Annotated in this window: 23 protein-coding genes, 1 other RNA gene and 1 riboswitch; of the genes, 9 read left to right on the top strand and 15 right to left on the bottom strand. The window is 59.8% G+C overall.

All coding sequences use genetic code 11. From position 1 onward, the window contains the following. Positions 1-76: 76 nt before the first annotated feature. The 8 genes from GF108_RS14880 to GF108_RS14845 form a co-directional block, all read right to left on the bottom strand. Positions 77-505 carry a hypothetical protein gene (locus GF108_RS14880; RefSeq protein WP_027231910.1) on the bottom strand — a complete coding sequence of 143 codons (429 nt, stop codon included), beginning with the start codon at positions 503-505 and terminating at the stop codon, positions 77-79. A 3-nt stretch (positions 506-508) separates the two neighbouring features. Further along, entirely contained in the window at positions 509-1,507 is a 999-nt protein-coding gene (gene rsmH, locus GF108_RS14875; RefSeq protein WP_153668636.1) for a 16S rRNA (cytosine(1402)-N(4))-methyltransferase RsmH, read from the bottom strand. Continuing rightward, positions 1,504-1,962 carry a division/cell wall cluster transcriptional repressor MraZ gene (gene mraZ, locus GF108_RS14870; protein ID WP_153668634.1) on the bottom strand — a complete coding sequence of 153 codons (459 nt, stop codon included), beginning with the start codon at positions 1,960-1,962 and terminating at the stop codon, positions 1,504-1,506. Before mraZ ends, rsmH begins: the two co-directional genes overlap by 4 nt. Positions 1,963-2,339: 377 nt before the next feature. After that, positions 2,340-2,777, bottom strand: an RNA gene (rnpB, locus tag GF108_RS14865) — RNase P RNA component class A. Between the two features lie 97 nt (positions 2,778-2,874). Next, entirely contained in the window at positions 2,875-3,642 is a 768-nt protein-coding gene (locus GF108_RS14860) for a lytic transglycosylase domain-containing protein (RefSeq protein ID WP_153668633.1), read from the bottom strand. Positions 3,643-3,853: 211 nt separating this feature from the next. Further along, a complete protein-coding gene (locus tag GF108_RS14855) occupies positions 3,854-4,618 on the bottom strand; it encodes an N-acetylmuramoyl-L-alanine amidase (RefSeq protein ID WP_091922307.1) in 765 nt (254 codons plus the stop codon). Then, positions 4,605-5,324 (bottom strand): DnaJ family molecular chaperone, encoded by a 720-nt coding sequence (locus GF108_RS14850; RefSeq protein ID WP_091922309.1) that lies wholly within the window; start codon positions 5,322-5,324, stop codon positions 4,605-4,607. Before GF108_RS14850 ends, GF108_RS14855 begins: the two co-directional genes overlap by 14 nt. A 127-nt stretch (positions 5,325-5,451) precedes the next feature. Then, positions 5,452-5,862: a hypothetical protein gene (locus GF108_RS14845; RefSeq protein ID WP_139202489.1), complete on the bottom strand. Its 411-nt coding sequence runs from the start codon at positions 5,860-5,862 to the stop codon at positions 5,452-5,454. A 233-nt stretch (positions 5,863-6,095) separates the two neighbouring features. On the opposite strand from GF108_RS14845, the gene GF108_RS14840 reads away from it, so the two are divergent. From GF108_RS14840 to GF108_RS14825, 4 genes are all read left to right on the top strand, one after another. Further along, a complete protein-coding gene (locus GF108_RS14840) occupies positions 6,096-9,731 on the top strand; it encodes a hydantoinase B/oxoprolinase family protein (RefSeq protein ID WP_370462179.1) in 3,636 nt (1,211 codons plus the stop codon). Then, positions 9,724-10,236, top strand: coding sequence for a GNAT family N-acetyltransferase (locus GF108_RS14835; protein ID WP_172982646.1), 513 nt, complete (start codon positions 9,724-9,726; stop codon positions 10,234-10,236). The genes GF108_RS14840 and GF108_RS14835 overlap by 8 nt, the downstream gene beginning before the upstream one ends. 177 nt (positions 10,237-10,413) lie before the next feature. Then, positions 10,414-11,670 (top strand): DUF3419 family protein, encoded by a 1,257-nt coding sequence (locus GF108_RS14830; protein ID WP_153668629.1) that lies wholly within the window; start codon positions 10,414-10,416, stop codon positions 11,668-11,670. Further along, a complete protein-coding gene (locus GF108_RS14825) occupies positions 11,670-12,326 on the top strand; it encodes a class I SAM-dependent methyltransferase (RefSeq protein WP_153668627.1) in 657 nt (218 codons plus the stop codon). The genes GF108_RS14830 and GF108_RS14825 overlap by 1 nt, the downstream gene beginning before the upstream one ends. 1 nt (position 12,327) lies before the next feature. Here the strand turns inward: GF108_RS14825 and GF108_RS14820 are convergent, their stop codons facing one another. Further along, positions 12,328-13,347 carry a hypothetical protein gene (locus tag GF108_RS14820; RefSeq protein WP_153668624.1) on the bottom strand — a complete coding sequence of 340 codons (1,020 nt, stop codon included), beginning with the start codon at positions 13,345-13,347 and terminating at the stop codon, positions 12,328-12,330. A 191-nt stretch (positions 13,348-13,538) separates the two neighbouring features. On the opposite strand from GF108_RS14820, the gene GF108_RS14815 reads away from it, so the two are divergent. After that, on the top strand, positions 13,539-14,357 hold the full coding sequence (locus GF108_RS14815; RefSeq protein ID WP_027231922.1) for a GH25 family lysozyme: 819 nt from the start codon (positions 13,539-13,541) through the stop codon (positions 14,355-14,357). Between the two features lie 114 nt (positions 14,358-14,471). Next, positions 14,472-15,689, top strand: a complete 1,218-nt coding sequence (locus GF108_RS14810) for a lytic murein transglycosylase (RefSeq protein ID WP_153668622.1) — start codon at positions 14,472-14,474, stop codon at positions 15,687-15,689. A gap of 9 nt (positions 15,690-15,698) precedes the next feature. Here the strand turns inward: GF108_RS14810 and GF108_RS14805 are convergent, their stop codons facing one another. Then, on the bottom strand, positions 15,699-16,925 hold the full coding sequence (locus tag GF108_RS14805; protein ID WP_153669476.1) for an alanine racemase: 1,227 nt from the start codon (positions 16,923-16,925) through the stop codon (positions 15,699-15,701). Positions 16,926-17,105: 180 nt separating this feature from the next. Here GF108_RS14805 and GF108_RS14800 point away from each other — a divergent pair, with 180 nt between their 5' ends. Then, positions 17,106-17,996: a DMT family transporter gene (locus tag GF108_RS14800; RefSeq protein ID WP_091923638.1), complete on the top strand. Its 891-nt coding sequence runs from the start codon at positions 17,106-17,108 to the stop codon at positions 17,994-17,996. 494 nt (positions 17,997-18,490) lie between these two features. Here GF108_RS14800 and metF read toward each other — a convergent pair whose 3' ends face one another. After that, positions 18,491-19,417 carry a methylenetetrahydrofolate reductase [NAD(P)H] gene (gene metF / locus GF108_RS14795; protein ID WP_091944972.1) on the bottom strand — a complete coding sequence of 309 codons (927 nt, stop codon included), beginning with the start codon at positions 19,415-19,417 and terminating at the stop codon, positions 18,491-18,493. Beyond that, positions 19,417-20,424, bottom strand: a complete 1,008-nt coding sequence (locus GF108_RS14790; RefSeq protein ID WP_153668620.1) for a metalloregulator ArsR/SmtB family transcription factor — start codon at positions 20,422-20,424, stop codon at positions 19,417-19,419. The genes metF and GF108_RS14790 overlap by 1 nt, the downstream gene beginning before the upstream one ends. A gap of 127 nt (positions 20,425-20,551) precedes the next feature. On the opposite strand from GF108_RS14790, the gene GF108_RS14785 reads away from it, so the two are divergent. Next, positions 20,552-20,869 carry a DUF2293 domain-containing protein gene (locus GF108_RS14785; protein ID WP_153668619.1) on the top strand — a complete coding sequence of 106 codons (318 nt, stop codon included), beginning with the start codon at positions 20,552-20,554 and terminating at the stop codon, positions 20,867-20,869. On the opposite strand, the gene bluB is transcribed toward GF108_RS14785, so the two are convergent. Together bluB and GF108_RS14775 are read right to left on the bottom strand one after the other, a co-directional pair. After that, on the bottom strand, positions 20,802-21,563 hold the full coding sequence (gene bluB / locus GF108_RS14780; protein WP_153668617.1) for a 5,6-dimethylbenzimidazole synthase: 762 nt from the start codon (positions 21,561-21,563) through the stop codon (positions 20,802-20,804). The genes GF108_RS14785 and bluB overlap by 68 nt on opposite strands. A gap of 45 nt (positions 21,564-21,608) precedes the next feature. Then, positions 21,609-21,791: riboswitch (cobalamin riboswitch) on the bottom strand. A 27-nt stretch (positions 21,792-21,818) separates the two neighbouring features. Next, positions 21,819-22,427, bottom strand: coding sequence for a molybdenum cofactor sulfurase (locus GF108_RS14775; protein WP_153668615.1), 609 nt, complete (start codon positions 22,425-22,427; stop codon positions 21,819-21,821). A 237-nt stretch (positions 22,428-22,664) separates the two neighbouring features. On the opposite strand from GF108_RS14775, the gene GF108_RS14770 reads away from it, so the two are divergent. Next, the gene (locus GF108_RS14770; protein WP_228017962.1) at positions 22,665-23,309 is read left to right on the top strand and encodes an MT-A70 family methyltransferase; all 645 of its coding nucleotides are present in this window, start codon (positions 22,665-22,667) and stop codon (positions 23,307-23,309) included. Here the strand turns inward: GF108_RS14770 and GF108_RS14765 are convergent. Next, the gene (locus tag GF108_RS14765) at positions 23,279-24,061 is read right to left on the bottom strand and encodes a BglII/BstYI family type II restriction endonuclease (RefSeq protein WP_036814458.1); all 783 of its coding nucleotides are present in this window, start codon (positions 24,059-24,061) and stop codon (positions 23,279-23,281) included. The two genes, GF108_RS14770 and GF108_RS14765, sit on opposite strands and share 31 nt — an antisense overlap. Positions 24,062-24,064 lie beyond the last annotated feature (3 nt).

Genomic DNA, 24,064 nt, shown 5'->3' with positions numbered 1-24,064 from the left:
GCGTCAAGCGCGAAGGCCGGCGCAACGCCCGCTTCGAGAAGGTTCTTTTTCCGTTTGATCCACAGCGCTGCCATCATCAATGCCCCTTCGGCTTTGCGCCTGGAACGGCTGCGCTGCTTTTCTTGACGCTGCCGGTCAGCGTCGCGTCCGTCTTTATCGTATTGCCTGCATTCGCCTCGGTGATGATGTTAGCGACATCATCAAGCCCGTCCGATGCCGGCTTTGGCTGCGGCAACTCGTCGATGTTGACGATCTGCTGCGCTTCCATCTGCTGCAGGTCGAGCTGGCCCTGGAAGGTCTCCACCAGCTTCTGCAGGCGATTGGGCTGGGTGAGCAGGCTCCAGTCGGCCTTGAGCAGGTCGATCGTATCGCGCTCATCGGCAATCATGCGTTCGAGCTTGCTGACCTGCGCCATCTGCTTTTCCGCATCGTGCTTTATCTTGTAGGTCACGGCGGCCGCCGCGATCATCAGTCCTATCAATATGATATCGAAGGTGCGCAGCACGGATCAGTTCCTCGCCTTATCTTGGAATGCGGGCAGGTTGGGCAGGCCGTAAATGGAATGGTCCTCGGCAAGCGGTGGATTGGTTGTGCGGACGCCGCCGCGCAGCTTTGCGGACCGGGCGCGCGGATTGCGCTCGGCCTCAGCCTCACTCGGAGCAACGATGCCCTTGCCGATCGGCGTGAAGCTTGCCAGCCGCTGTTCGACCTGCGGCAGATGCCTCGATCCGCCGCCACTTGCCGAACGATCGGCGAAGAATCGCTTGACTATACGGTCTTCCAGCGAATGAAACGTGACAACGACAAGACGCCCGCCCGGCTTCAGCACTCTTTCGGCCGCGTGGAGCGCGCGCACAAGTTCGCCCAGCTCGTCATTGACGAAGATGCGCAGCGCCTGGAACACGCGCGTCGCCGGATGGATCGGCACCTTCGGATTGCGCCCGACCAGCGCTTCGATCGCGTTGGCGAGATCGCGTGTGCGGATGAACGGCTCGCTGGCGCGGCGCTTTTCGATCATGCGCGCAATACGCCCGGCATGGCGCTCCTCGCCGAGGAAATTGAAGATGCGCGCAAGGTCGCCCGCTTTCAGGCGGTTGACCACATCGGCAGCGCTTGGTCCGGAACTCGACATGCGCATGTCGAGCGGCCCGTCCTTCTGGAAGGAAAAACCGCGCTCCGCTTCGTCGATCTGCATGGAGGAGACGCCGATATCGAGAACGACACCATCGGGCGCGCCGCCCAGCAAGGCAACCTGATCAAGCGTCGAGAACGTGCCCTGGACAAGCGTGAGACGCCCGGCAAATTCCTTTTCCATGGCGCGGCCTGCCTCGATCGCGGAAGGATCGCGATCCATTGCCGTAACCGACGCGCCTGTTTCGAGAATGCGGCGCGTATAGCCGCCCGCGCCGAACGTGCCGTCGATAATCAATTCGCCCGGCTGCGGCTGCAACGCCGTGATGACTTCGTCGAGCAGGACGGGAATGTGCCGGTCGTCGGATGCCGTCATCGAGTGCCCCCGTTCAGCGTCTCGAGTTGGCGCTTTTCCGCGAGGCGTTCCCGCACCGTTGTGCGATGCGCTTCGAAACGATCCGGATGCCACATCTGAAAGTGGGTGTTGGCGCCCGCAAAGGTCACATCCGACGAGACGCCCGTATGCTCCCGGATGAAATCCGTGATCGTAATCCGCCCCTCCCCGTCGAGCTTCAGAAAGCCGCCGTCGGCGTGCAGGTAGAAGGACATGTCGTCCGCCGTCTCCGCGAAAGGATCCTCGCTCTCCAGACGCTTGTCGAACCGGCTCAGAAGCTCCGGCCCGCCCACATCGAGGGCAGGCAGATGCAGAGAACGCAGCGCATAGAGCTCCGCGTGACCGGCCTTCTGGATAATCGAACGGAAGTGCGCCGGCACCGAGACCCGTCCCTTGGCGTCGATCCTGTTCGTTATATTCCCGAGGAACCGGTTCAAGACGTAACACCGCCGTTTCCGCCCCGTCCGCATTTTTCGGGGTGCCAATGGTTCTAACTTCCGATGGTTCGGACAAGGCATCGGCATGGTCAGCCCATGGCCAGCCCTGGCATGCGTGTTCGTAATGCGGGGGACACCGTGTCGAATGAACGCTACTGATGAAATCAATCGGTATCATGGGGCACTATGGGCGTCAATGGGACCAGCGGACACGGATAGGGAATGAGCCGTCAATTCGGCGCACTACCGGCGATTCTGAAATTTATCGCTCATTAAGCTTAATGAAGCGTTAGGAAAGGCCAGATTCACGCGTTCGCATTCACTGTGAAGCCGCTCGCCGAGCGGCTTCACAGTGATCGATCATCAATGGAATAGAAGTTGCCAGCTGGCCTGTAAGCCGGGTTCTGTATGGCCGGGCTCACGCCCGACGCGGCAGCCATTCATCTTGGACGGACGTTGCCGCCCGCCTCCTGCAACCCACCCGGACGACTGACCCGGAAACTGATCGCCAGGCTTGCGCCCGGCACGCCGTCCCTATTCGGTTTTGCTCCCGGTGGGGTTTGCCATGCCGCCCCTGTTACCAGTTGCGCGGTGGGCTCTTACCCCACCCTTTCACCCTTACCCCGCCAGTATTTGGGCTCGGACCGCGTTGCGCGGTCGCAGCCGAAATACAGGCGGGGCGGTTTCCTTTCTGTGGCACTTTCCCTGGGGTCGCCCCCGCCGGACGTTATCCGGCACCGTGTTTCCCTGGAGCCCGGACTTTCCTCACATGCCGCCTTTCGGCTTTTGACATGCGCGGCTGCCCGGCCAGCTGGCGACGCGTATAAAGGCGTTTCGCGCGAAAAACGCAAACGAAAAAAGGCCGGGCGTCCGGCCCGGCCTTTCAAATCATGCGGTGATTGCACCCAAAGCCTAGTTGGATGCCATCTCCAGCTTCACCTTGGCGCAGTAATTGGCCGAAACCGGGTTCATGCGCGTCGCGCCATGGCCGGCATTGTAGCGCAGGATCGTACCGCAGGTGGTGCCGTTGCCGAGCTTATGGGCGCCGGCAAGATATTTCATGCCCCAGCGGATATTTTCCTCCGGGTTGTACAGCGCCTGGCGCGTACCGGTATAGCCGAGGCCGCGGGCCGTCTCATACTTGATCTGCATCAGGCCGATTTCGCCGGCGCTGCCGGTCATGTTGGGCTGGTAATTGCTTTCAACGCGAATGACGGCATTGGCAAGCGCGACCGGTACGCCATAGGAGGCGGCGTAGGAATTGATGATCGTCGAATACTTGGTCCCGCCGATCGCCGAAGCGCCGGCAGAGGCGATGCTCCCCGTCGTCATCGTATCGACGCTGGCAATGGTCTCGTTGACGACAGTGGTCTTGATGCGGGCCTTGGCCTGAACGACCGGGCGCTTGTGCGAGGCGGATTTCTTGCTGACGCGCTGCTGCTTGGCAGCTGCCTTTTTCGTTGCCGGCGCCTTGGCGACGACGCGTTTACCCTTTTCCTTCGACTGGGTGATTTTTGCGGCCGGAACTGCCTTGGCCTTTGCCTGGGCTTCCCGTTCACGCTTCAACTTGATGTAATCAGCGATACTGTTCGGCTCTGCCGGGCTGCTGAGTGCTGAATTTGAGCCATAGAGGGCCATCGCCCCGAAAAGGGCGAGAATCATACCAAATTTTTTGTTCATCGTTTTCCGTCTAGAAGCTTGGGCGACACGAATGTGCACACCGGGATCGTTCCGTGCCAAAAATCAAAAGGGCAGAGCCGGAACACTGGCCAAGGATTTGACGGTCCAATGCAGCCGAATATTGATCGGCCAAATAACAAAATGTAACCCATTGATATATATAGGTTGCATTGCACAAAACGAGCCGGAAAAGGTTTTTTGGTTCAAACGCTTACGCAGAGAGAGCAGGCAGCGAATAAAGTAGTCGATGCAAGGTCTCGATAGTTGACATGTCGGCGACTCCATCGACCTTTTCGGCGCGAAAATGGCGCTGGAACGCTAAAATGCCCAATTGTGTCGCGTTTCCGAAGACCCCGTCGATGGGCACGCCATAGCCGTAAAGTGCCAGCATCGACTGCAGCGCTTCGACCGGCTGGCCCTGATCGCCGAGCGTGAAGAAACGCCCGCCTCTGATCGGCGACGCTTTCACCCAGTGACCGACGCCGGCATCGTAGAGGACAGGCCAGGGAAACTTCTCGCCGGGATCGATCTTGCGCGCCGGAGCGATGTCGGAATGGGCAAGCACCGCCTCGGGCCGGATGCCATGGCGGGATACGATGCCCTTGCAAAGGTCTATGACGGCATCGATCTGGACGGGTTCGAAATCGGGAAAACCGAGAAGCGGACCGCCGTTCACGATCTCGATACCCACCGAACAGGAGTTGATGTCTGTCTCGCCCTTCCAGAAGCTCTGGCCTGCATGCCAGGCCCGTTCGCTCTCGGGCACCATCTGCACGATCCGCCCATCCTCATGAACGACGTAGTGCGCGGAGACTTCGCTTTGGGGATTGGCGAGCCAGTTCTGGGCGGCCTCGCCGGTCTCCATGCCGGTATAGTGCAATATGAGATATGACGGTCGCTTGCCGTCCTTGCGCGGCCCGAAATTGGGCGAGGCATGGACGTCGGCGGAAAGGTGGTCCGGCTTAAACCCGCTCATACGCCTTCAGGTCTTTTTCAACCCGGTCCCAGGCGGCATTGATCGCTGCGATGCGCTGGTTGGCGATGGCGATGAATTCTTCCGGCACGCCGCGAGCGATCAGAACGTCCGGGTGGTTCTCACGCACCAGCGCGCGGTACTGCTTGCGGGCCTCTTCGAAACTGACGCCGTGCGAAAGGCCAAGGACCCGGTAAGGGTCCGTCTGGCCTAGGCCGACATGGCGCGCGAGTATCCGGTCGAACTGTTCTTCGTCGAGCTGAAAGATTTCAGCCACGGTTCCGAGGAAAACGAGTTCCTTGTCATGCAGGGCGCCGTCGGCCTTGGCGATGTGAAAGAGCCCATCCAGAATGTCTTCGAGCATCTTGCAATTGGGCTTGCCGGTGCCGCAAAGCCCGGACAATTGCGTCGCATAGGCCTCATAGCCGGCTACGTCCTGCTTTGCGAGATTGTAGAGGCTCGTAACCTGCTCCTGATACTGCGGCGGGACATGGAATATTTCGTGAAACGCATTCACCTCGGCCTGCGTCACGACGCCGTCAGCCTTTGCCATCTTCGCCGAAAGCGCAATCATCGCAATGGAGAAAGCCACGCGCCGGCGCGTCTCCGGATCGCCCTCAAACGTGGTTCGGACGGCTTCGATGATGCTCGAGAATGCATCGATCGCAGTGCTGGTAATGAAATCGCTGATGCGGCGCCAAATCGACATGACTTCGTTTTATTCAAATTCATTCGCAAATGCGAGAGCCATATCAATGTCGCGGCGGTGGACGCGTTGCCGCATGGCGCGCACCACCGTCGGCCGGACGGCGGAGCGCCCGGCCGAACGGCAAGCGCTATTGCATGCCGAGGGCGTCCTTGATCGCCTTCTCCGCCTCGTCGGCAGCGACCTTGGCCTGGTCGTCGGTCTGACCAGCCGATTTGGCAGCGTCTTCGGCAGCCTTGCGCGCCGTCGCTACCGCTGACTGCTTCTGCTCAGGCGTCATCGTCGCTGCCTGCTCTTTCAGCTTGTTCAAGGTGTCTTGAGCATTCATCGGCGTTGCGGGTGTCGCGGCAGGGGCTGCGGGAGCCGCGGGCGTCTCGGTTGCCGCCGGGGCAGCAGGCGCAGGCGCTGGTGCCGGGGCGGGAGCCGGAGCTGGCGCTTCGGTTTTAGCCGGAGCCTGTTCCGATTTCTGTTCGCTCTCGCCGCAACCGGCAAGCACAAGAAGTGAGGCTGTCGCCATCGCCACAAAAAGTCTGTTCTTCATCGTTTCCTCTCCATCGCTAAAACTGGCCCCTCGCCTTACCTTAAAACGAATTGGCGGCTGGCGGCGGTTTGTTTGCGCTCTCAGTTAATTTTCCCGTGGATATCAACAGTTTCGCGCGAATCTTAATGTAAAATCTTCCATGATTGCGCTTGTTGCCGTTTGGCTTATTCTCACTTGGGGCATGTGCGAGGTTTTTTCCGCGCCGCCGAATCACCTGTAGACGGAGGCTGCCCGTGAAGGACAGATGGGATTTCTGGATCGATCGCGGTGGCACGTTCACCGATGTGATTGCGCGCGATCCGGTTGGGCAGCTTCATGCCCACAAGCTCCTCTCCGAGAATCCCGAAGCCTATAAGGACGCGGCCATCCAGGGCATTCGCGAACTCCTCGGCGTCGAGCCGGGCGATCACATTCCGTCCGAGCGTATCGGCGAGGTGAAGATGGGGACGACTGTCGCAACCAATGCGCTGCTTGAGCGCATGGGCGACCGGACCTTGCTCGTCATAACACGCGGTTTCCGCGATGCCCTGAGGATTGCCTACCAGGCGCGGCCCGACATCTTTGCGAAGGAGATCATCCTTCCCGAACAGCTCTACGAGCGCGTCGTCGAAATCGACGAGCGGGTGCGAACGGACGGCACAGTGGAAGTTGCGCCAGATGCCGAGCAGATACGCGCCTTGTTGACCGAGGCCAAGGCGGAAGGGATCGATGCTGTCGCCATGGTCTTCATGCATGCCTGGAACTATCCGGCACACGAACAGCTTGCGGCCAGGGTGGCGCGGGACCTCGGGTTCGGACAGGTGTCGGTGAGCCATGAAGTTTCGCCGCTCGCCAAGCTCGTCGGCCGCGGCGACACCACCGTCGTCGATGCCTATCTTTCACCAATCCTGCGCCGCTATGTCGATCGGGTTGCCGGCGAGCTTGGCGCGGGGGACGGGGCGGAACAGGGGCCGCGCCTCTCCTTCATGATGTCATCAGGTGGGCTGACGGCGGCCGATCTCTTCCAGGGCAAGGACGCCATTTTATCCGGTCCCGCGGGCGGTGTCGTCGGCATGGTCGAGACGGCACGGCTCGCGGGGTTCGACCGGGTGATCGGCTTCGACATGGGCGGGACCAGCACCGATGTCGCCCACTACGATGGGGATTATGAGCGCGCCTTCGATACGGAAGTCGCCGGCGTGCGCATCCGTGCGCCGATGATGCGCATTCATACGGTCGCCGCAGGCGGCGGTTCCATTCTGCACTACAGCGCGGGGCGCTTCCAGGCGGGTCCCGATTCAGCCGGTGCCAATCCAGGCCCCGCCTGCTACCGGCGTGGCGGGCCGCTTGCGGTTACGGACGCCAATGTCATGCTCGGCAAGCTGCGGCCCGAATATTTTCCGGCGATCTTTGGTGCTGATCAAGATAAGCGGCTCGATGCTGAGATCGTTGCGAGAAAATTTGCGCAGCTTGCGGCAGAAATCGGCGACGGCAAGACGCAGGAAGAAGTTGCCGAAGGCTTCGTGACGATCGCAGTCGAGAATATGGCGAATGCGATCAAGAAGATATCGGTGCAGCGTGGCTACGACGTCACCGGCTATCTCCTGAATTGCTTCGGCGGCGCGGGCGGGCAACATGCCTGCCTTGTTGCCGATGCGCTCGGCATGGAAGCGGTGCTTATCCATCCATTCTCGGGCCTGCTCTCTGCCTACGGCATCGGCCTTTCCTCGATATTCGCGTCACGGCAACAGGCGCTGGTCAAACCGCTTTCTTCCGAAAACCTTGAGGAGATCCGCGAACTCGCTGCGCGCCTTTCGGCTGCCGTGACGACTGAACTTGCTGGTCAGAGTGTTCCGGCCGAGGCAATCACGGCGCGTCCCATTGTGCATCTGCGCTATGACGGAACCGATACGACGATACCCATCGATTTCAGCGCCTTTGCGATTGATGGAGCGCGCGCTGCCTTTGAAGCTGCTCACAAGGCCCAGTTCGGCTTTATATACGACAACAAGGGCATCGTGGTCGAAGCCGTCGGCGTCGAGGGCATGGACTCCCGCGAGCGGACGCAAGTCGAAAAGAAGCAGGCTCGGGTTGCGGCAGAACCGCAGCACGAAAACACATGCCGGATTTTCTCCGGCGGTACATTTCACGACGCTCCGGCGTTCCGGCGCGAAAACCTCGCGCCCGGGCATGAGATCAAGGGTCCGGCCCTGATCATCGAGCCGCATCAGACCATCGTCGTCGAGCCAGGCTGGCGCGTGCAGATCACCGACTTGAACCATGTCCTCATGCGCCGCGCCGAAAAGAAGCTTCGCACGGCCGCGCTCGGCACCGAAGCCGATCCGATCATGCTCGAGGTTTTCAATAATCTCTTCATGTCGATCGCCGAACAGATGGGCGTGACGCTGCAGAACACCGCCTATTCGGTCAACATCAAGGAACGTCTCGATTTTTCCTGCGCCGTGTTCGACGGCAGCGGCGCCCTCGTCGCCAATGCACCGCACATGCCCGTTCATCTCGGCTCCATGGACCGCTCGGTCGAGACGATCATCAAGCTCAATGCCGGCGATATCCATCAGGGCGATGTCTTTGCCCTCAATGCTCCGTATAATGGCGGCACACACCTCCCGGATATTACTGTGGTGACACCGGTCTTCGACGAAGCGGGAAAAAACATTCTCTTCTACGCCGCCTCACGCGGCCATCATGCCGATATTGGCGGTTCCGCGCCGGGATCGATGACGCCGCTCGCGACGACCGTCGATGAAGAAGGCGTTCTCATCGACAATTTCCGTCTCGTCGAGCGTGGCCGCTTTCGTGAACGGGAATTGACCGCGCTTCTCACCAATCACCCCTTCCCTGTGCGCAATGTCCACCAGAACATCGCCGACCTGAAGGCGCAGATCGCGGCCAACGAAAAGGGCGTTGCTGAGCTTAAAAAGATGATCGGCCAGTTCGGGCTCGGCGTGGTCGAGGCCTATATGGGCCATGTCCAGGACAATGCGGCGGAGAGCGTGCGGGCCGTGCTCGACCGGCTGCCGGAGCAATCCGAATACAGCTACGAGACCGACACCGGCCAGACGATTGCGGTGAAGATTACCGTCGATCGCAACGAGCGCCGGGCAACGGTGGATTTTACCGGCACGTCACCGGTCATGAAAAACAACTTCAATGCGCCGGAGCCTGTGGCGCGCGCAGCAGTGCTCTACGTATTCCGTGTCATGGTCGAAGGCGCGATACCGATGAATGCCGGCTGTCTGCGTCCTATCGACATCATCATCCCAGATGGGTCGATGCTGAAGCCCACCTACCCGGCGGCCGTCGTTGCCGGCAATGTTGAAACATCGCAGCATGTCACCAACGCACTGTTTGGCGCCTTGGGCGCGATGGCGAATTCGCAAGGGACGATGAACAATCTGACCTTCGGCAACGAGCGCTATCAATATTACGAGACGATCTGCTCGGGATCGCCCGCCGGCCATTTCAACGACGGCACCGGCTTTGCCGGAACCGCCGCCGTCCACACGCACATGACCAATTCACGCCTCACGGATCCCGAAATCCTCGAAATGCGCTTTCCGGTCCTGCTCGAGAATTTTCATATCCGCGATGGTTCGGGCGGCACCGGGACGTACCCGGGCGGCAACGGCACGCAGCGGACGATCCGTTTCCTCGAACGAATGGATTGCGCCATTCTATCGTCGCATCGCAGCCGGCCGCCCGAAGGCCTCGACGGCGGCGGCAATGGCGAGACAGGCAAGACGCAAGTGCATCGCAACGATGGAACAACCGAAACGCTCAAAGCCTGCGACCAGACCGTCCTCGACGCCGGTGAAGCCGTAATACTCACCACACCCACCCCCGGCGGTTATGGAAAGACTGATGGTTGAACCGATGCAGATTGCGGTCAGGCGCCTCACCCGCGACGATGCGGAGCGTTTCCAGGCCCTGCGGCTGCATTGCCTGCAGACGGCACCCGAAGCATTCGGTTCGAGCTATGAGGAAGAATGCGGCCGGAACATCGCCGAATTACGCTCGATGCTGGAGGCGCAGCCCAATGCGGTGTTCGGCGCCTTCGCCGGCGACCAACTCGTTGGCCTTGCCGGCTTTGCCGTCAGTCCGAAAGTCAAGAAGCGTCACGTAGGTCTGCTATGGGGTGTCTTCGTCGATCCCGCCTGGCGAGGTCATGACTTGGGCAGACGATTGACTGCGGCCGTGATCGAACATGCGAGGCAGCATGTCGACATTATTCATGCGACGGTGATGGCAACCAACCTCTCCGCGCGCAATATCTATCTTGGTCTCGGATTTAAAGTTTTTGGTTTTGAGAAGGATGCATTGCGCTACGACGGCAAGTCCTATGACGACGAGCACCTGCGCCTGGATTTACGCTGAATCGGCTTGGCGAAGTGGCCCTTTGCACGGCTGTCACACTTCCTGGCCGTGCAAGCTCAATTACTTGCCCGCTTAAGTTGAATCAACTTGGCAAGTCGCTACAAGGGCGTGCGTCACCCATTTGTTACATCGGGATGCTAGGCGGGCAGGAATTTCCAATAAAGGGGATTCGATTAGATGCCGCTTGCTAGACAATCCAACGAACTGTCCCCGCGCAACGAGAAACTCAACAAGGCGGTCCGGCAAAACAGGCTCCTTTCGAAAGCCGGCCTTTCGGAACGCCTCTTCGCCCATGTCTTCAAGGGGCTGGTCTATCCGCAAATCTGGGAAGACCCGGAAGTGGACATGGAGGCACTGCAGATTCTGCCTGGCCACCGGATTGTCACCATCGCCTCTGGTGGCTGCAACGCCATGTCCTATCTGACGGCCGATCCGGCCAGCGTCGAAGCCGTCGACCTCAACACCGCGCATGTCGCCTTCAACCGCCTCAAGCTTGCAGCAGTTGCCCACCTGCCCAATTACGACGCCTTCTACCGCTTCTATGGCACGGCCGACGACAGGGCCAACCTTGCTGCCTATGAGCGATTCATCCAGCCGCATCTCGACGCGACGAGCCGCGCCTATTGGGAAAAGCGCATGCTCTCGGGCCGGCGCCGGATCACCATCTTCTCGCGCGACCTCTATCGGCACGGGCTGCTCGGGCTCTTCATCGGCATGGGGCATCGCATTGCCAGGCTGTATGGCATCGACCCGCGCGATCTGCTCAAGGCATCCACCATGGAGGAGCAGCGCGCCTATTTCGATACGGCCCTCGCCCCGCTGTTCGACAAGCGCATGATCCGCTGGGCGACGAAGCGGAAGTCGTCGCTGTTCGGACTAGGCATTCCTCCGCAGCAATATGATGCGCTCGCCACCGCCGGCGACGGCAACATGGCGCAGGTGTTGCGCGGCAGGCTGGAAAAGCTCGCCTGCGGCTTTCCGCTTTCGGAAAACTATTTTGCCTGGCAGGCTTTTGGCCGCGGCTACAGCGACAATGCCGAGACCGGCCCGCTGCCGCCCTACCTTTCCCGCAGCAATTTCGCCACCGTGCGCGACCGGGCCGGCCGCATGAGCGTCGTAAATGCCTCCTTCACCGAATCCCTCGCGGCAAAACCCGACGCCTCGGTCGATCGCTTCATTCTTCTGGACGCGCAGGACTGGATGAACGACACCCAGCTCAACGAACTATGGGCCGAGATTACACGAACCGCCGCGCCGGGCGCACGCGTCATCTTCCGCACGGCAGCCGAGCCTACGATCCTGCCTGGCCGCATCGACGATACGTTGCTTGATAGCTGGGACTATCAGGAAGAACTCTCCCGCGCGCTGCATGAGCGCGATCGCTCGTCGATCTATGGCGGCTTTCATCTCTACATTCGCAAGGACCGCGCCTGATGTTTGCCAAGATTGAACACGGACCGCTGATGGACCGGGTTTACCGGCATCAGCGGCACTTCTACGACGCTACCCGCAAATACTATCTGCTTGGCCGCGACCCGATGCTTGCCGGGCTCGCCCCGCCCGAGCGTGGCAGCATCCTGGAGATCGGCTGCGGTACGGGCCGCAACCTCGTGCTTGCCGGGCGGGCTTATCCAAAGACTTCGCTCTATGGCATTGATATTTCCAATGAAATGCTGGCAACGGCACGCAAGAAGATCACTGCGGCAGGAATCGGTGATCGCGCCACGCTCGCCTATGCCGACGCGGCAAAGTTCGAACCTGAAGCGATCCTCGGGCGGCGCGAGTTCGACCGGATTTTCATCTCCTATGCCGTATCGATGATCCCGCAATGGCAGGCGGTGATGCGCGAAGCGATCAACCATCTCACGCCGGGTGGCGCGCTGCATGTTGTCGATTTTGGCGATCTGCGCGATCTGCCTGCCTTCGCGCGGCGCGGGCTTTATAAATGGCTCGAATGGTACCACGTGACGCCTCGCAACGACCTGTTCGATGTTGCAAGCGAGATTGCCGTGGCCACCAATGCGCAGGCCGAAATCCATAGGCTATATCGCGGTTTTGCCTGGATTTCAGTTATCCGCCGTCACGCCTGACCTACTGGCAAAGGTCCGCTTTGGGGCCGGCTGAACCCGGGCCCGCGAGGCAAAACAGCATCGACATTTCCGCGGCCGAACGCCCGCTTTGCGGGTTTTCTTCGCCGCTATCGCCGCTTGTCGGTCGCTTCAACTCGCAATCATCGCGCAGCAGGCACATGACCGGGATGCGTGCCATCGCAACGGCAGCCCGCTGCATGCCGGCGGGACCGGAGAAATCTCCGGCATTGCGCACGCGGTACCACTGGTGGATCCGCGAAATGCGAAAGAAGGCGCGCGGATTTGGCAGGACTGCGAGCCGCGAGCGCAAATCATTGTCAGCGAAGAGATCGACGACCTGGCCGTCATAGGGCTCAGCCAGGCGCCGATTGTTGGAGACGAAGGTCGAATCGAAGGTAACCGCCGCAGTACATGGAAACGCTGCCGCAAGGTGACGAGCAAGTCCGCCGCCAAGCCCATGCCCGACGACGATATATTCGACCGGCAGGCCCGCCGAGCCGCTTTGCGCCTCACGGCGGATACGCGAAAACTCCTTGCGCACAGTCCGGTATTGATCCCATGGATTGATCATCTGGGTAAACAAGGTGTTCTCGCTGATAAGATCCGGCAGGTTGAACGCGCTGTCCTTGCCTCTGATGACGAGCATTACCGAAAGCCGCACCGGGCTGCGCTTGTAGAAAAGCTCAGCGTAGAACCCACCCGGCCGGATGATCGGCCCGCCCTGCGGAACCCAGCCGAATATTTCTGGTTTGAGATTGAAACGGTCTCGGTTCGATGGCGCGTAGACGTTGGAAGCGTAAGCGGCATAGATGCCGAAATAGTCGGAAATCAGCTCATTGTCGTAATCGGGATACCCTCTATAGTTGCGCCAGAAACTCGGTATTGCCGGTCGAACGCAACTGCCAGACTGGCTGACGGATATCGCCAGATCATCCCTGTTGATGGTAACCCACGACGCGAAAAAGGCATTGGCGAGCGCAACCAGCGCGACAAGAAAAACCAGCAAACCAAGTTTTCTCATCGTCCCGCCCCTCGCACCAAACGCTGTTTGCAACGAGTATCACGGCTTAAGATTCGATGCAGCATGCAAAAATATGCAATCAGAACAGCATCGACGAGGCGCGCTCACGCTCATCATCTGTTAAGCATAATCGCGCATCTCTAGTGCATGAGCACTAATCCCGCCACGATTCGATGATGGACCGTAAATATATGAAACGACTTGCAGCAGGTTTGCTGACTGTTCTTCTGACCGGCTGCACGACCGTCGACTATGATTTTTCCGACGCCAAGCAGACAAGGCCTGTCCAGCAGATCGCCGCGCCGACAGGCAACGTAAAGGCGCCGCGCTTCGGCGACCGCGACCCGCACGACTGGACCGGGAAGACGCCCTGGCACTATCCAATCCACGGGACGGACATATCGAAATATCAATCTACGGTTGATTGGCAGACCGTCCGGGCCAATGGCATTTCCTTCGCCTTCATCAAGGCGACCGAAGGCGGCGACCGGGTGGATGACCGCTTCGCCCAGAATTGGGCCGCGACGCGCGCAGCCGGCGTTCCACGCGGCGCCTATCACTTCTATTATTTCTGCCGCACGGCCAAGGATCAGGCCAAGTGGTATATCCAGCACGTCCCGAAGGACCCAAGCGCCTTGCCGCCGGTCCTCGACATGGAATGGAATGCGGCCTCGCCAACCTGCAAGCTCCGGCCCAATGCCGCGATCGTACGCAGCGAGATGAAGACCTTCATGGATATCGTCGAACGCTACTACGGCAAGCGTCCGATCATTTATACGACCGTCGATTTCTTTGACGACAATGACCTGCGCCAATTCGTCGGCTATCCCTTCTGGCTGCGCTCGGTAGCCGGGCATCCCGACGAGAAATACGGGTCGCACCCCTGGACCTTCTGGCAATATACCGGCACCGGCTCCATCCCCGGCATGCGCGGCGATGCGGACATCAATGTCTTTGCCGGAAGCGAAAAATCCTGGAAAGAGTGGCTGGTGCGCAACAAGGTGCAATAAAGGGCAAGGCCCCCGCCCTGTTTCGCGATTCTTTGACTTCACCTCAACTGCATATTCGTGCATTAGCAGGGCATCTGCGCGCTTGGGCGCGCCCGTTAGAACGAGATTTCCCTGATGAACAGACTTTCGACTGCCCTTGCCGCTGCCGGCCTTCTTCTGACATCGAGCGCGTCCTATGCGCTGGATCAGGTAGCGCCTGCGCAGACACCGGCTGAAAAGCCGGCTTGCGGCGGCGAACTCGAACCCTGGTTCAACGGCCTCATTGCCGAAGCACGCGCTGCCGGCGTCGGGGAACGTGGACTGAACGAGCTGTTGAAAGCCTCGCTCGACGACAAGGTCCTGGAGCGCGATCGCGCACAGGGTGTCTTCAGCCAGACATTCCTGACTTTCTCCTCGCGCATGGTCTCCGATTACCGGTTGAAGCAGGGCGCAGCCAACCTCAAGAAATATGCCTCGACCTTCACCGAAGCCGAGCAGGAATATGGCGTGCCCGGTCCGGTCATCGCCGCATTCTGGGGTCTCGAGACGGATTTCGGGGCAGTCCAGGGCGATTTCGACACACTGAATGCACTGCTTACGCTCTCGTTCGATTGCCGCAGGCCGGAGCTCTTCCGGCCGCAATTGATTGCGCTGTTGAAGCTCTTCGACAACGGCGTCGTCGATGCCAAGACGACCGGCGCCTGGGCCGGCGAAATCGGGCAGATGCAAATGCTCCCCACCGACTATCTGGAACGCGGCGTCGATGGCGACGACGACGGCAAGGTCGATCTGAAGCACAGTGCGCCGGACGCGATCATGACCGCGGCCCGCGTGCTGCGCGATCTCGGCTGGAAGCGCGGTGAACCCTGGCTCGAAGAGGTCAAGCTAACCAAGGATCTGCCTTGGGAAAACGCCATCCGCACCAACCGGCTGCCGCATTCCAAATGGTCGGAGTGGGGCGTGACAGGCATGAACGGCCCTCTCGGGCCGGATGATGGCGATGCTTCCCTTCTGCTGCCGATGGGCCGCAAGGGACCAGCCTTCCTTTCCTATGCCAATTTCGACGTGTTCGTCGAATGGAACAAATCCATCATCTACGCCACCACGGCGGCCTATTTTGCCACGCGCCTGGCCGGAGCCGGACCACTGCAGGCGACGACCCCTGAAGTCGGGCTCAACCCTGACCAGATGAAGGAACTGCAGAACAAGCTTGCGGCACGCGGCCACGACATGGGCCCGAAGATCGACGGCGTGTTCGGCATCCTGACGCGCGATGCCGTGAGAGATGAGCAAATCCGCCTCGGCATGCCGGCCGATTCCTGGCCGACGCCGGAATTGCTCGGCAAGCTCTAAAACGAAGCGCTATTGCGGCGGAGCCATCGTTTCGAGCGATGCGAAGCCTTCCGGCTCGCTGCCCTCATCGAAAGCCGTATCGACTTCGACAAACGTGTCCGGATAAAATCCGTTGAAGCGCGTGCGAAGCGATAGGGAATAGGCGCCGATATGGCCGATCTCGATCCAGTCGCCCGTTTCGACGGTGGCCGGCAACCAGAATGGCCGCGACAGGATATCGACGGAATCGCACGTAGCGCCGCAGACGCGGAACGGTACGATCTCCTCCACATCCCCGTGCCGCAGCTTCTTGGCAGGATCGGGGATGAAGCGCGCCGGCAGCGTGATCTTGCCCGTCCATGAATCCGATAGCGACGCCCAGATACCATCATTGATATAGAGCCGCCTGCCCTTGCGCAGGAGCACCCGCACGATGAGCGAGAAGGCGCGAGCGACAATGACGCGGCCAGGTTCGGCCACAAGCGGCAGATCGCCGAAGCCGTATTCCTTGATGTCGCCGCGCAGGCGGGACATCAGTTGCCCGAGCGAGGGCATTTCCACGTGCTTGCGCTTCGGATCGTGGCCATATTCGGCCGGAAAGCCGCCGCCAATATCCAGCCCCGCGAGCGGGACGCCGGCGCGATTGCGCACCCAGTCAGCGGAGCGCAACGCATTCTCATAGGTATCGGGATCCTCGATCTGGCTGCCGACGTGAAAACACAAGCCGACCTTGTAGCCGATTTTGTCCGAGCGCTGCAGGAGTTCGATGGCATGTGCGGGCGCCGCGCCGAACTTCTTGGAGAGTTCATAGGCGGCATGGCCCTTGGTTTGCAGGCGAACATAAAGGGTAATACTGGCCGGATCGATATCGAGCGCGCGGACGATGCGCGTGATCTTGGCGATCTCGTCCTCATGATCGACGGCAAGGACGCGGATGCCATAGGTTTCGAGAGCAAGGCGTATGTCCGATTGCGCCTTGATCGGATGCATGTAGAGCATCTGCGCATTCGGGGCGACCTTGCGAACGGCCGCGAATTCGCCGGGGGAAGCCACATCGAATGTGCTGACGCCATTGCGCGCCAGCGTATCGAGAACGAGATCTTCGCCATTTGTCTTGACCGCATAGGCTGTCTCGCCCGGGAACATTTTCATGAACCGGTCCGCATCCTTGATGAGGACGTGGGGACGAAAGCAGTAGACGGGTTGATCGGGCCGTAAGGTAAGCGCTGCTTCACGGGCCGAGGCGAATCGTTGCATCTTTTCGTTCTGCGTCATACGAAACTCTTAGCAAGCGAACGTGACGGACGAAAGTCGCTTCTTTTCCGGCAGGAATCGGGTGGCCTTGACCCGGTTTTGCCGTGAATGTGCAACGCCGGGCAGGCTTCTGGAGGAAATGAAACCGTGTCATCTCAAACCATAGCACCAAGACCTCTTGCCATGACTGGCTTCGCCTGGGCGCAATTGTTCCTCCTCGGCGCTATCTGGGGCGGCTCGTTTTTCTTCGCCCGTATCGCGGTTCAGGTCGTCCCGCCGCTTACCCTTGTGCTCTTTCGCGTCGCCATAGCCGCGCTTGCTCTTCATCTTTATTTGCTTGCACGCGGCATCAATTTCTGGAGCTACCGGCAACACGCGCTCAAATTTGCCGGGCTCGGCCTGCTAATGAACGTCATACCGTTTTCATTGTTGTTCATCGGCCAGACGGCCCTTGGCGCTGGAGTGGAGGCCATCCTCAACGCAACGACTCCGATCTGGACTGTCGTTGTTGCCGCGTTTCTGACAGTCGATGAAAAGGTCACCGTCAACAAGATCGCCGGTATCCTGCTCGGCATTGCCGGCATCGTTACTCTCATTGGTCCAGGGGCGCTGACCGGACTTGGCGGACCCCTATGGGCGGAAATGCTGGTGATCGCCGCAACGCTCTCCTACGCCTTTGCTGGCATCCTCGCCAAGCGCTTCAAAGGCGTCCCGCCAACCGTCACCTCGACCGGCCAGATGACCGCGGCGACATTGATCATGATACCTATTGTTCTGTTCTGGGATGGCGTCCCGCAGGTCGCTACGATCGATGGCGGAGTTTGGGCCGCGATCCTCGGACTTGGTCTCCTGTCCACCGCCTATGCCTATATTCTTTATTTTTCCATCGTGCAGACGGCAGGCGCGACCAACGCTTCACTCGTGACGCTGATCGTCCCGGTCAGCGCCATCCTGCTTGGAACAATTTTTCTTGGCGAACGGCTCGCCGCGCACGATTTTCTTGGGATGGGGCTCATCGCGCTTGGCCTGTTGACTATCGACGGACGCCTGATAACCGCAATGCGAAAACGGTAAAAAACCTAAAGTTTTCAATAAAGCGACATATTCCAGGACGGGCACATTATGGCTCAATTGTGGCTGAAACAGGCCTCGGCGTCGTTTAGTGGCAAAAATGCTGCAGTGCAAAGATATGCCCCATATCGGAACATTTTATCGTGATCTCGAAATTTTTTGCCCTGTCAAATGTGTTTCATTTCAGAAACTTAGGTTTATCAGGCAAAAATTTTCTCACCCCGGCGTCATGAGACTGTAATATTTGGGCTTTTTCTGTGGCAAATTTGCGCTATGCTAAATCGGTTAACTGCAGGAGACAAACGATGGGACTAACTCGATCGATGAATGTCCTTATGATCTGTGCAGCGTTCGCATTTATCGGTGCAATGGTCGTAGGACTCATCCCCTGAGTAAATACAAGAGCGCTACGTAGATGGTCTCTGACCGTTAAGTAGGTGAAACATGGAGCGGCCCGATCATGGCAGTCGGGCCGTTTCCCATTTCAGAGGCGGGTCTTATGCCGCGGCCCCGGCCAAATTGGCCTCAACGACATTGCTGCCCGGCCGAATTCCGATGAGATGGCAGATGGCAAAAGCAAGGTCGGCCCGGTTCATCGTATAGAAGTGGAAATCCTGCGCACCCCTTTCGACGAGGTCGAGCACCTGTTCGGCGGCAACTGCCGAAGCGACAAGCTGGTGCGTCTGCGGGTCGTTCTCGAGACCCTCGAAGCGCTCGGCCAGCCAGTTGGGAATGTGCGTTCCGGCCTTCGAGCAGAAGTTCGTCACCTGCGTGAAATTGTGGATCGGCAGGATGCCCGGTAGGATCGGAATATAGATACCGGCACGGCGAACCTTTTCGACATAGCGCTCGTAGAGATCGTTCTCGAAGAAGAACTGGGTGATCGCCCGCGTCGCGCCATTGTCGACCTTGCGCTTGAGCATGTCGATGTCTGTGGCGAAATCCGGGCTTTCCGGATGCTTTTCCGGATAGGCCGAAACCGAAATATCGAAATCGGCAAAGGCTTTCAGACCGGCAACGAGATCGGCGCCGTTCTCATAGCCGCCGGGTGTCGGCTTGTAGTGGGAACCGACGCCGCTTGCTGGATCGCCCCGCAGGGCAACGAAGCGCTTGACGCCCATGGCGGCAAACTCGCGCACCACCGTATCGACTTCCTCCTTCGTCGCATCGACGCAGGTAAGATGGGCGGCGGCATTGACGTCTGTTTCCGTCAGGATGCGGTTGATCGTGCGGGCGGTCCGCTCGCGCGTCGACCCGCCGGCACCGTAGGTCACCGAGACGAATTCAGGATTGAGCGGCGCAAGGCGCGTCACCGTCTCCCAAAGCCGTTCCTCCATGACTTCCGTCTTCGGCGGGAAGAACTCGAAGGACACACGGATATTGTGACCGATATCGGGGCGGCGCGATTGGCGAAAGAAACTCATCAGACACTCTCCGTGACGCGGGAGGTTAAATCGGGAACTGCAATCAGCAGGCGCGGGTCGCGTGCCAGCCACAGTTTGACGGTTAGTTTGTTCTTGTCTTTCGGTTCAAGTTCCGTGCTCTCTTCGAGCATCAACCCGGCTTCCGTAAGCCATTCGCGCATCTGCGCATCGCTGAAGCCGAGACGCATATGGGCATGATTGTCGCGCAGGAACTCAAGTTCGTGCGGAGCAAAATCGACGATGAGCATGCGCCCGCCTGCCCGCAGCGCACGTGCCGCCTCGCGGATTGCTTCGGCGGGGTTATCGAGGAAGTGCAGAACCTGGTGGACGGTAACAAGATCGAAGGATTCCCGGTCTACCGGCAGGGAATAGACATCGCCATGGCGCACCTGCGCATTGGTGATCCCGTCGCGATCGAGATTGGAGCGAGCAACCGTCAGCATGTCGCGGTTTATGTCGATGCCGACGCCGCGAATATAGAGCGGCGAGAAGAGTTCAAGCAGACGGCCCGTCCCCGTGCCGACATCGAGCATCGCCTGAAACGGCTTGCGGCCGACGATCTTGAGGAGCGCTGCTTCCACCGCGCCATCCGGCGCATGCAACGACCGGATCATATCCCAGCTCGTTGCATTGGCGCTGAAATAGGCGGCTGCGCGTTCGCGCCGCTGCAACTTCACAGACGAAAGCCGTTCGAGGTCGCGTTCGAGCAAAGGATCGGAGAAGTCGAGGCGGTCGAGCAGCGACCGCGCGATGTCACCGACGATCAGCGAGTCGGCCAGGCGGAAATAGGCCCAGGAACCCTCCTGGTAGCGATTGATGAGGCTGGCCTCGAACAGCAGCTTCAAATGCCGCGACACGCGCGGCTGCGACTGGCCAAGGATGGAGGTGAGATCGGAAACGGTAAGGTCGCCGCGTGACAGGAGCGCGAGGATGCGCAGGCGGCTCGGCTCTGCTGCCGCTTTCAGCGTATCGACCATCAGGTCCAAGTTGAGATCACGCTTGTCCATGCTTCCAATCCTCAAAAGACATAAAGATATGTTTATGTGACAAACGCCGCATAAGCAAGTTGTTTTTGCCGTTGACGACATTTTTTGCCGCGCCTGAAATAGGACGAGAATCGGCTAGGATAGCGGCATGAGCATCGGAACGAACCGCCAGCGCGCCATCAACAAAGCTTTGACACTTCTGCTACCGGCCGTACCCTATTCGGATTCCGAGCCGATCCGCGCCGCCGCAAATGCCCCGCACATGAAGACGCTGCCGCCGCCGATTGCGGTGTGGCTGGCGACGGTCGCGCATGTCCGGCACCAGCATACGGATTACGATGTGCTTCGCGACGACGGTTACGACAAGGAGTCGGCGCGTTTCTTCGTGCTGGAAGCGATCAACCGGAAACTGACGGAGTGGCGGGCGACACGGCTGCTTGATCCGGATGAGGATGATCCGATCTGAGCGTTCCTGGATCAGCGCATCCACTCCAGCGGTCCCGGAATATGAGTTCATCCAGCGGCAGTCGCTTGCGCCATCCGCGCTGCTCGAGCTCCGGCGCCTGGTAGAGCTCATCCACATAGCCGACGCAGAGATAGGCGACGATCTCGACATGCGCGGGAATACCGAGAATTCGGCGCATGTCGGTATCATGGTAGATGCTGACCCAGCCGACGCCGACGCCTTCGGCGCGCGCTGCAAGCCAGAGATTCTGCACTGCGCAGACGGTACTGTAGAGGTCCATCTGACGGTTATGGGTGCGGCCAAGAACGACGCGCCCGCCACGGGTGCGATCGCAGGTGATGCAGATGTTGAGCGGCGACTTGAGGATGCCTTCGAGTTTCAGCGCAGCATAAAGCGCCTGGCGATCGTCAGTGAACATTGCCCTCGCTTCCTCATTGGCGCGGGTGAAGGCTTGATGCACCTCCTGCTTGCACTCGGGATCGCTGATCAGGATGAAATTCCAGGGCTGCATGAAGCCGACCGAAGGCGCATGGTGGGCCGCATCGAGCAGGCGCATAAGTACATCGTTGGGTATGGGCTTGGGAAGAAACTGGTCGCGCACGTCGCGGCGCGTATGGATGGCTTTGTAGACTGCCGCGCGTTCATCTTTGGAAAAATTGTCGGCGGCAGTCGGACCTTGGCATTTATCGTGCATTGTTTGCTCCCAACAACGCTTGAAACTCTCGCCGCCGTCCACGCGGTTCGAGCTATGAGGTCCGGCCGGTCTTCTGACTGAGGTTCAACTGAGCCGCGCGCCTTCCGGAAAGTTCCGTGGCAAATGCGCGTCCATCCCCCTTACAGCGTTGGGCACGTGCCGAATTTTCACCGGCTTCCCGATTCTCCCGCAACGCTTGCCGCAGGCACCGGACCTGCCTGATCATTCGCCACAATTCCCGGGCGCGCGCAAGCCTCAGGGGCGATAAATCCATTGTTCGGGAATGCGCACATCCACCTTTTCGCCACTACCGATCGTTCCGGGCTTTTCGACCCAGGCGACGATGCCGCGCATCCGCCGCGAGACCCGAACGAAATCGAGCGCAGTCGCGGTATGGTCGGCCTTTCCCGCATGTTCGCCGATCGAGCGCCCCGCAATCTTGCAGGGTGCGTTCTGGCCGTCGACCTTCAACGTGACACCGCCCTCGAAAAATATCAGCGTCCGCGGCGGGAGCATAGAAAGCGACGGGATCCCGTCGATCAGCATGTTGCCGCCGATCCACTCGGCCCTGAGTTCGGTAAGCCCCATGCCGGCTGCAACTTGTACGAGTTCGTCCGGCGCAAGAATCGAGAGCTGCCGTTCGTTGCGCATTTCCGTGCCGCGCGGATACCAGGGCTCACGACCGCCGGATTTCCGCGTCGGGCCGGCATGAAAATCACCGACAATTCCGTCGAAAGTAACCCTGAGTTCCGCCGACGGCGCCGTGACGAAATCGCCGGCGCGTGCCTCGAACAGGCCGCTGACACGCCCGCTGAGCTTGCGCGCGGGCAATATCTCGGGGCCGGTTGAAAAAAGGTCGTTCATAAACGCTCCTGAAAATATGCGCCGTGAAAGCCGCCGCATTTTATGAAAAACTGCGGGCAACACCAGCAAATATCCCTGATGAATCTGTCAAAAAGAGTCATGAGAATTCGGTGAACTATTGCGGCTCGGCAATACCTTGCGCCTATGGCATGCTACAACCCACTGGAAAGGCGAATCGTCTCCGATTGACAATCGTTATGTGTTCTGCTTTCGTTCTTTTCCCACCGGAGGTTTGTCGTGAACGCTGAAGTTATGGACGCAGCCATAGATTTGGCGAAACGAACCGCAGGAAAGCGTTATCACACCGTCCTTGCCGATCCGCCGTGGCGCTTCACCAATCGCACTGGAAAGGTCGCTCCGGAGCACAAGCGCCTGTCGCGCTACGGCACGATGACGACCGACGATATCTGCGCCCTGCCGATCGCCGACCTGACAGCGCAACCTGCGCATCTCTACCTGTGGGTGCCGAATGCGCTGCTGCCGGAAGGGCTGCGGGTCATGCAATCCTGGGGATTCGAGTACAAGTCGAACATCATCTGGCACAAGGTGCGCAAGGATGGCGGCTCTGACGGGCGCGGCGTCGGCTTCTATTTCCGCAACGTCACCGAAGTCTTGCTCTTCGGCGTTCGCGGCAAGAACGCCCGCACCCTGGCGCCGGGCCGCAGCCAGGTGAACTATCTTTCGTCGCGCAAACGCGAACACTCGCGCAAGCCCGACGAGCAGTACGACCTGATCGAAAGCTGCTCGAAGGGTCCTTACCTCGAACTTTTTGCACGCGGGACGCGGCCAAACTGGACCTATTGGGGCAATCAGGCCGACGAGGACTACAAGCCGACCTGGAAGACCTACGCCTATAATTCCGCGGCGGAAGCCGCGGAGTGATCGAACGTCACCACCGATGAAGGTATGCCGATAAGGACAAGCGGGCACGGGTTGCCGACGCCGCGCAAGACGCGGTCGCGCAGCTTGCGCCAGTGGGTCGTCGCCTCGCCGAACTTGTCGCCGACGAATGCATCCACCCATGCTTGCCGGAAATCGCCGGTACGCTCGGCCCTTGTCAGGATCATTTCGCGCTGACGCCGCGTCGGAACGTAATTGAAGCTGTCGAGCTGGCCGAGTTCATCGACCGCCCTTTCATCTGCAAAGCGGCGCAGGATCGTCCGCATATCATTCTGAAGGCTCTCGCCGCGGGTAATGAGCCCGCCAACGGAGACAGCGCCCTCGGCGTGCAGCCGCTTGAAGCTCTCAAGGTCGCGGTCGAAGAAGGGGTCCTTGTTGTTCCACTCGATTTCGAGCGCGAACACCGAGCCTTGCGGCCCGAAGGCCTTCACGTGATCGATTTCATGGGAGAGGGAGGCGACCTCCCTTTCCTCATCGAATTCGGACCAGCGAACGGTCTTGCGGACGCGGATATTGCGCTTGCTCCAACCCCGTTCGGCGAGACCACGGCGCAGACGCTGCGTCAGCCGCGCCTCGCCTCCCCCGCCCGCGACAATTTCGGTGACGGGGATCGTCAGATCGAGCAGCACCGTTTCGAGGTCGTTCTCCGCGCCGGCCATGTCCATGGTGACGATGGCTTCGGCGTGGTGAAGCGCCAGGATATCAAAACCGCGTTCCTTCAGCCGCTCGAACATGCG

Source organism: Phyllobacterium sp. SYP-B3895, from assembly GCF_009647635.1.
Taxonomy (GTDB): Bacteria; Pseudomonadota; Alphaproteobacteria; order Rhizobiales; family Rhizobiaceae; genus Phyllobacterium; species Phyllobacterium pellucidum.
The sequence above is the reverse complement of the archived record's forward strand: the minus strand, read 5'-3'. Positions and strand labels throughout refer to the sequence as shown.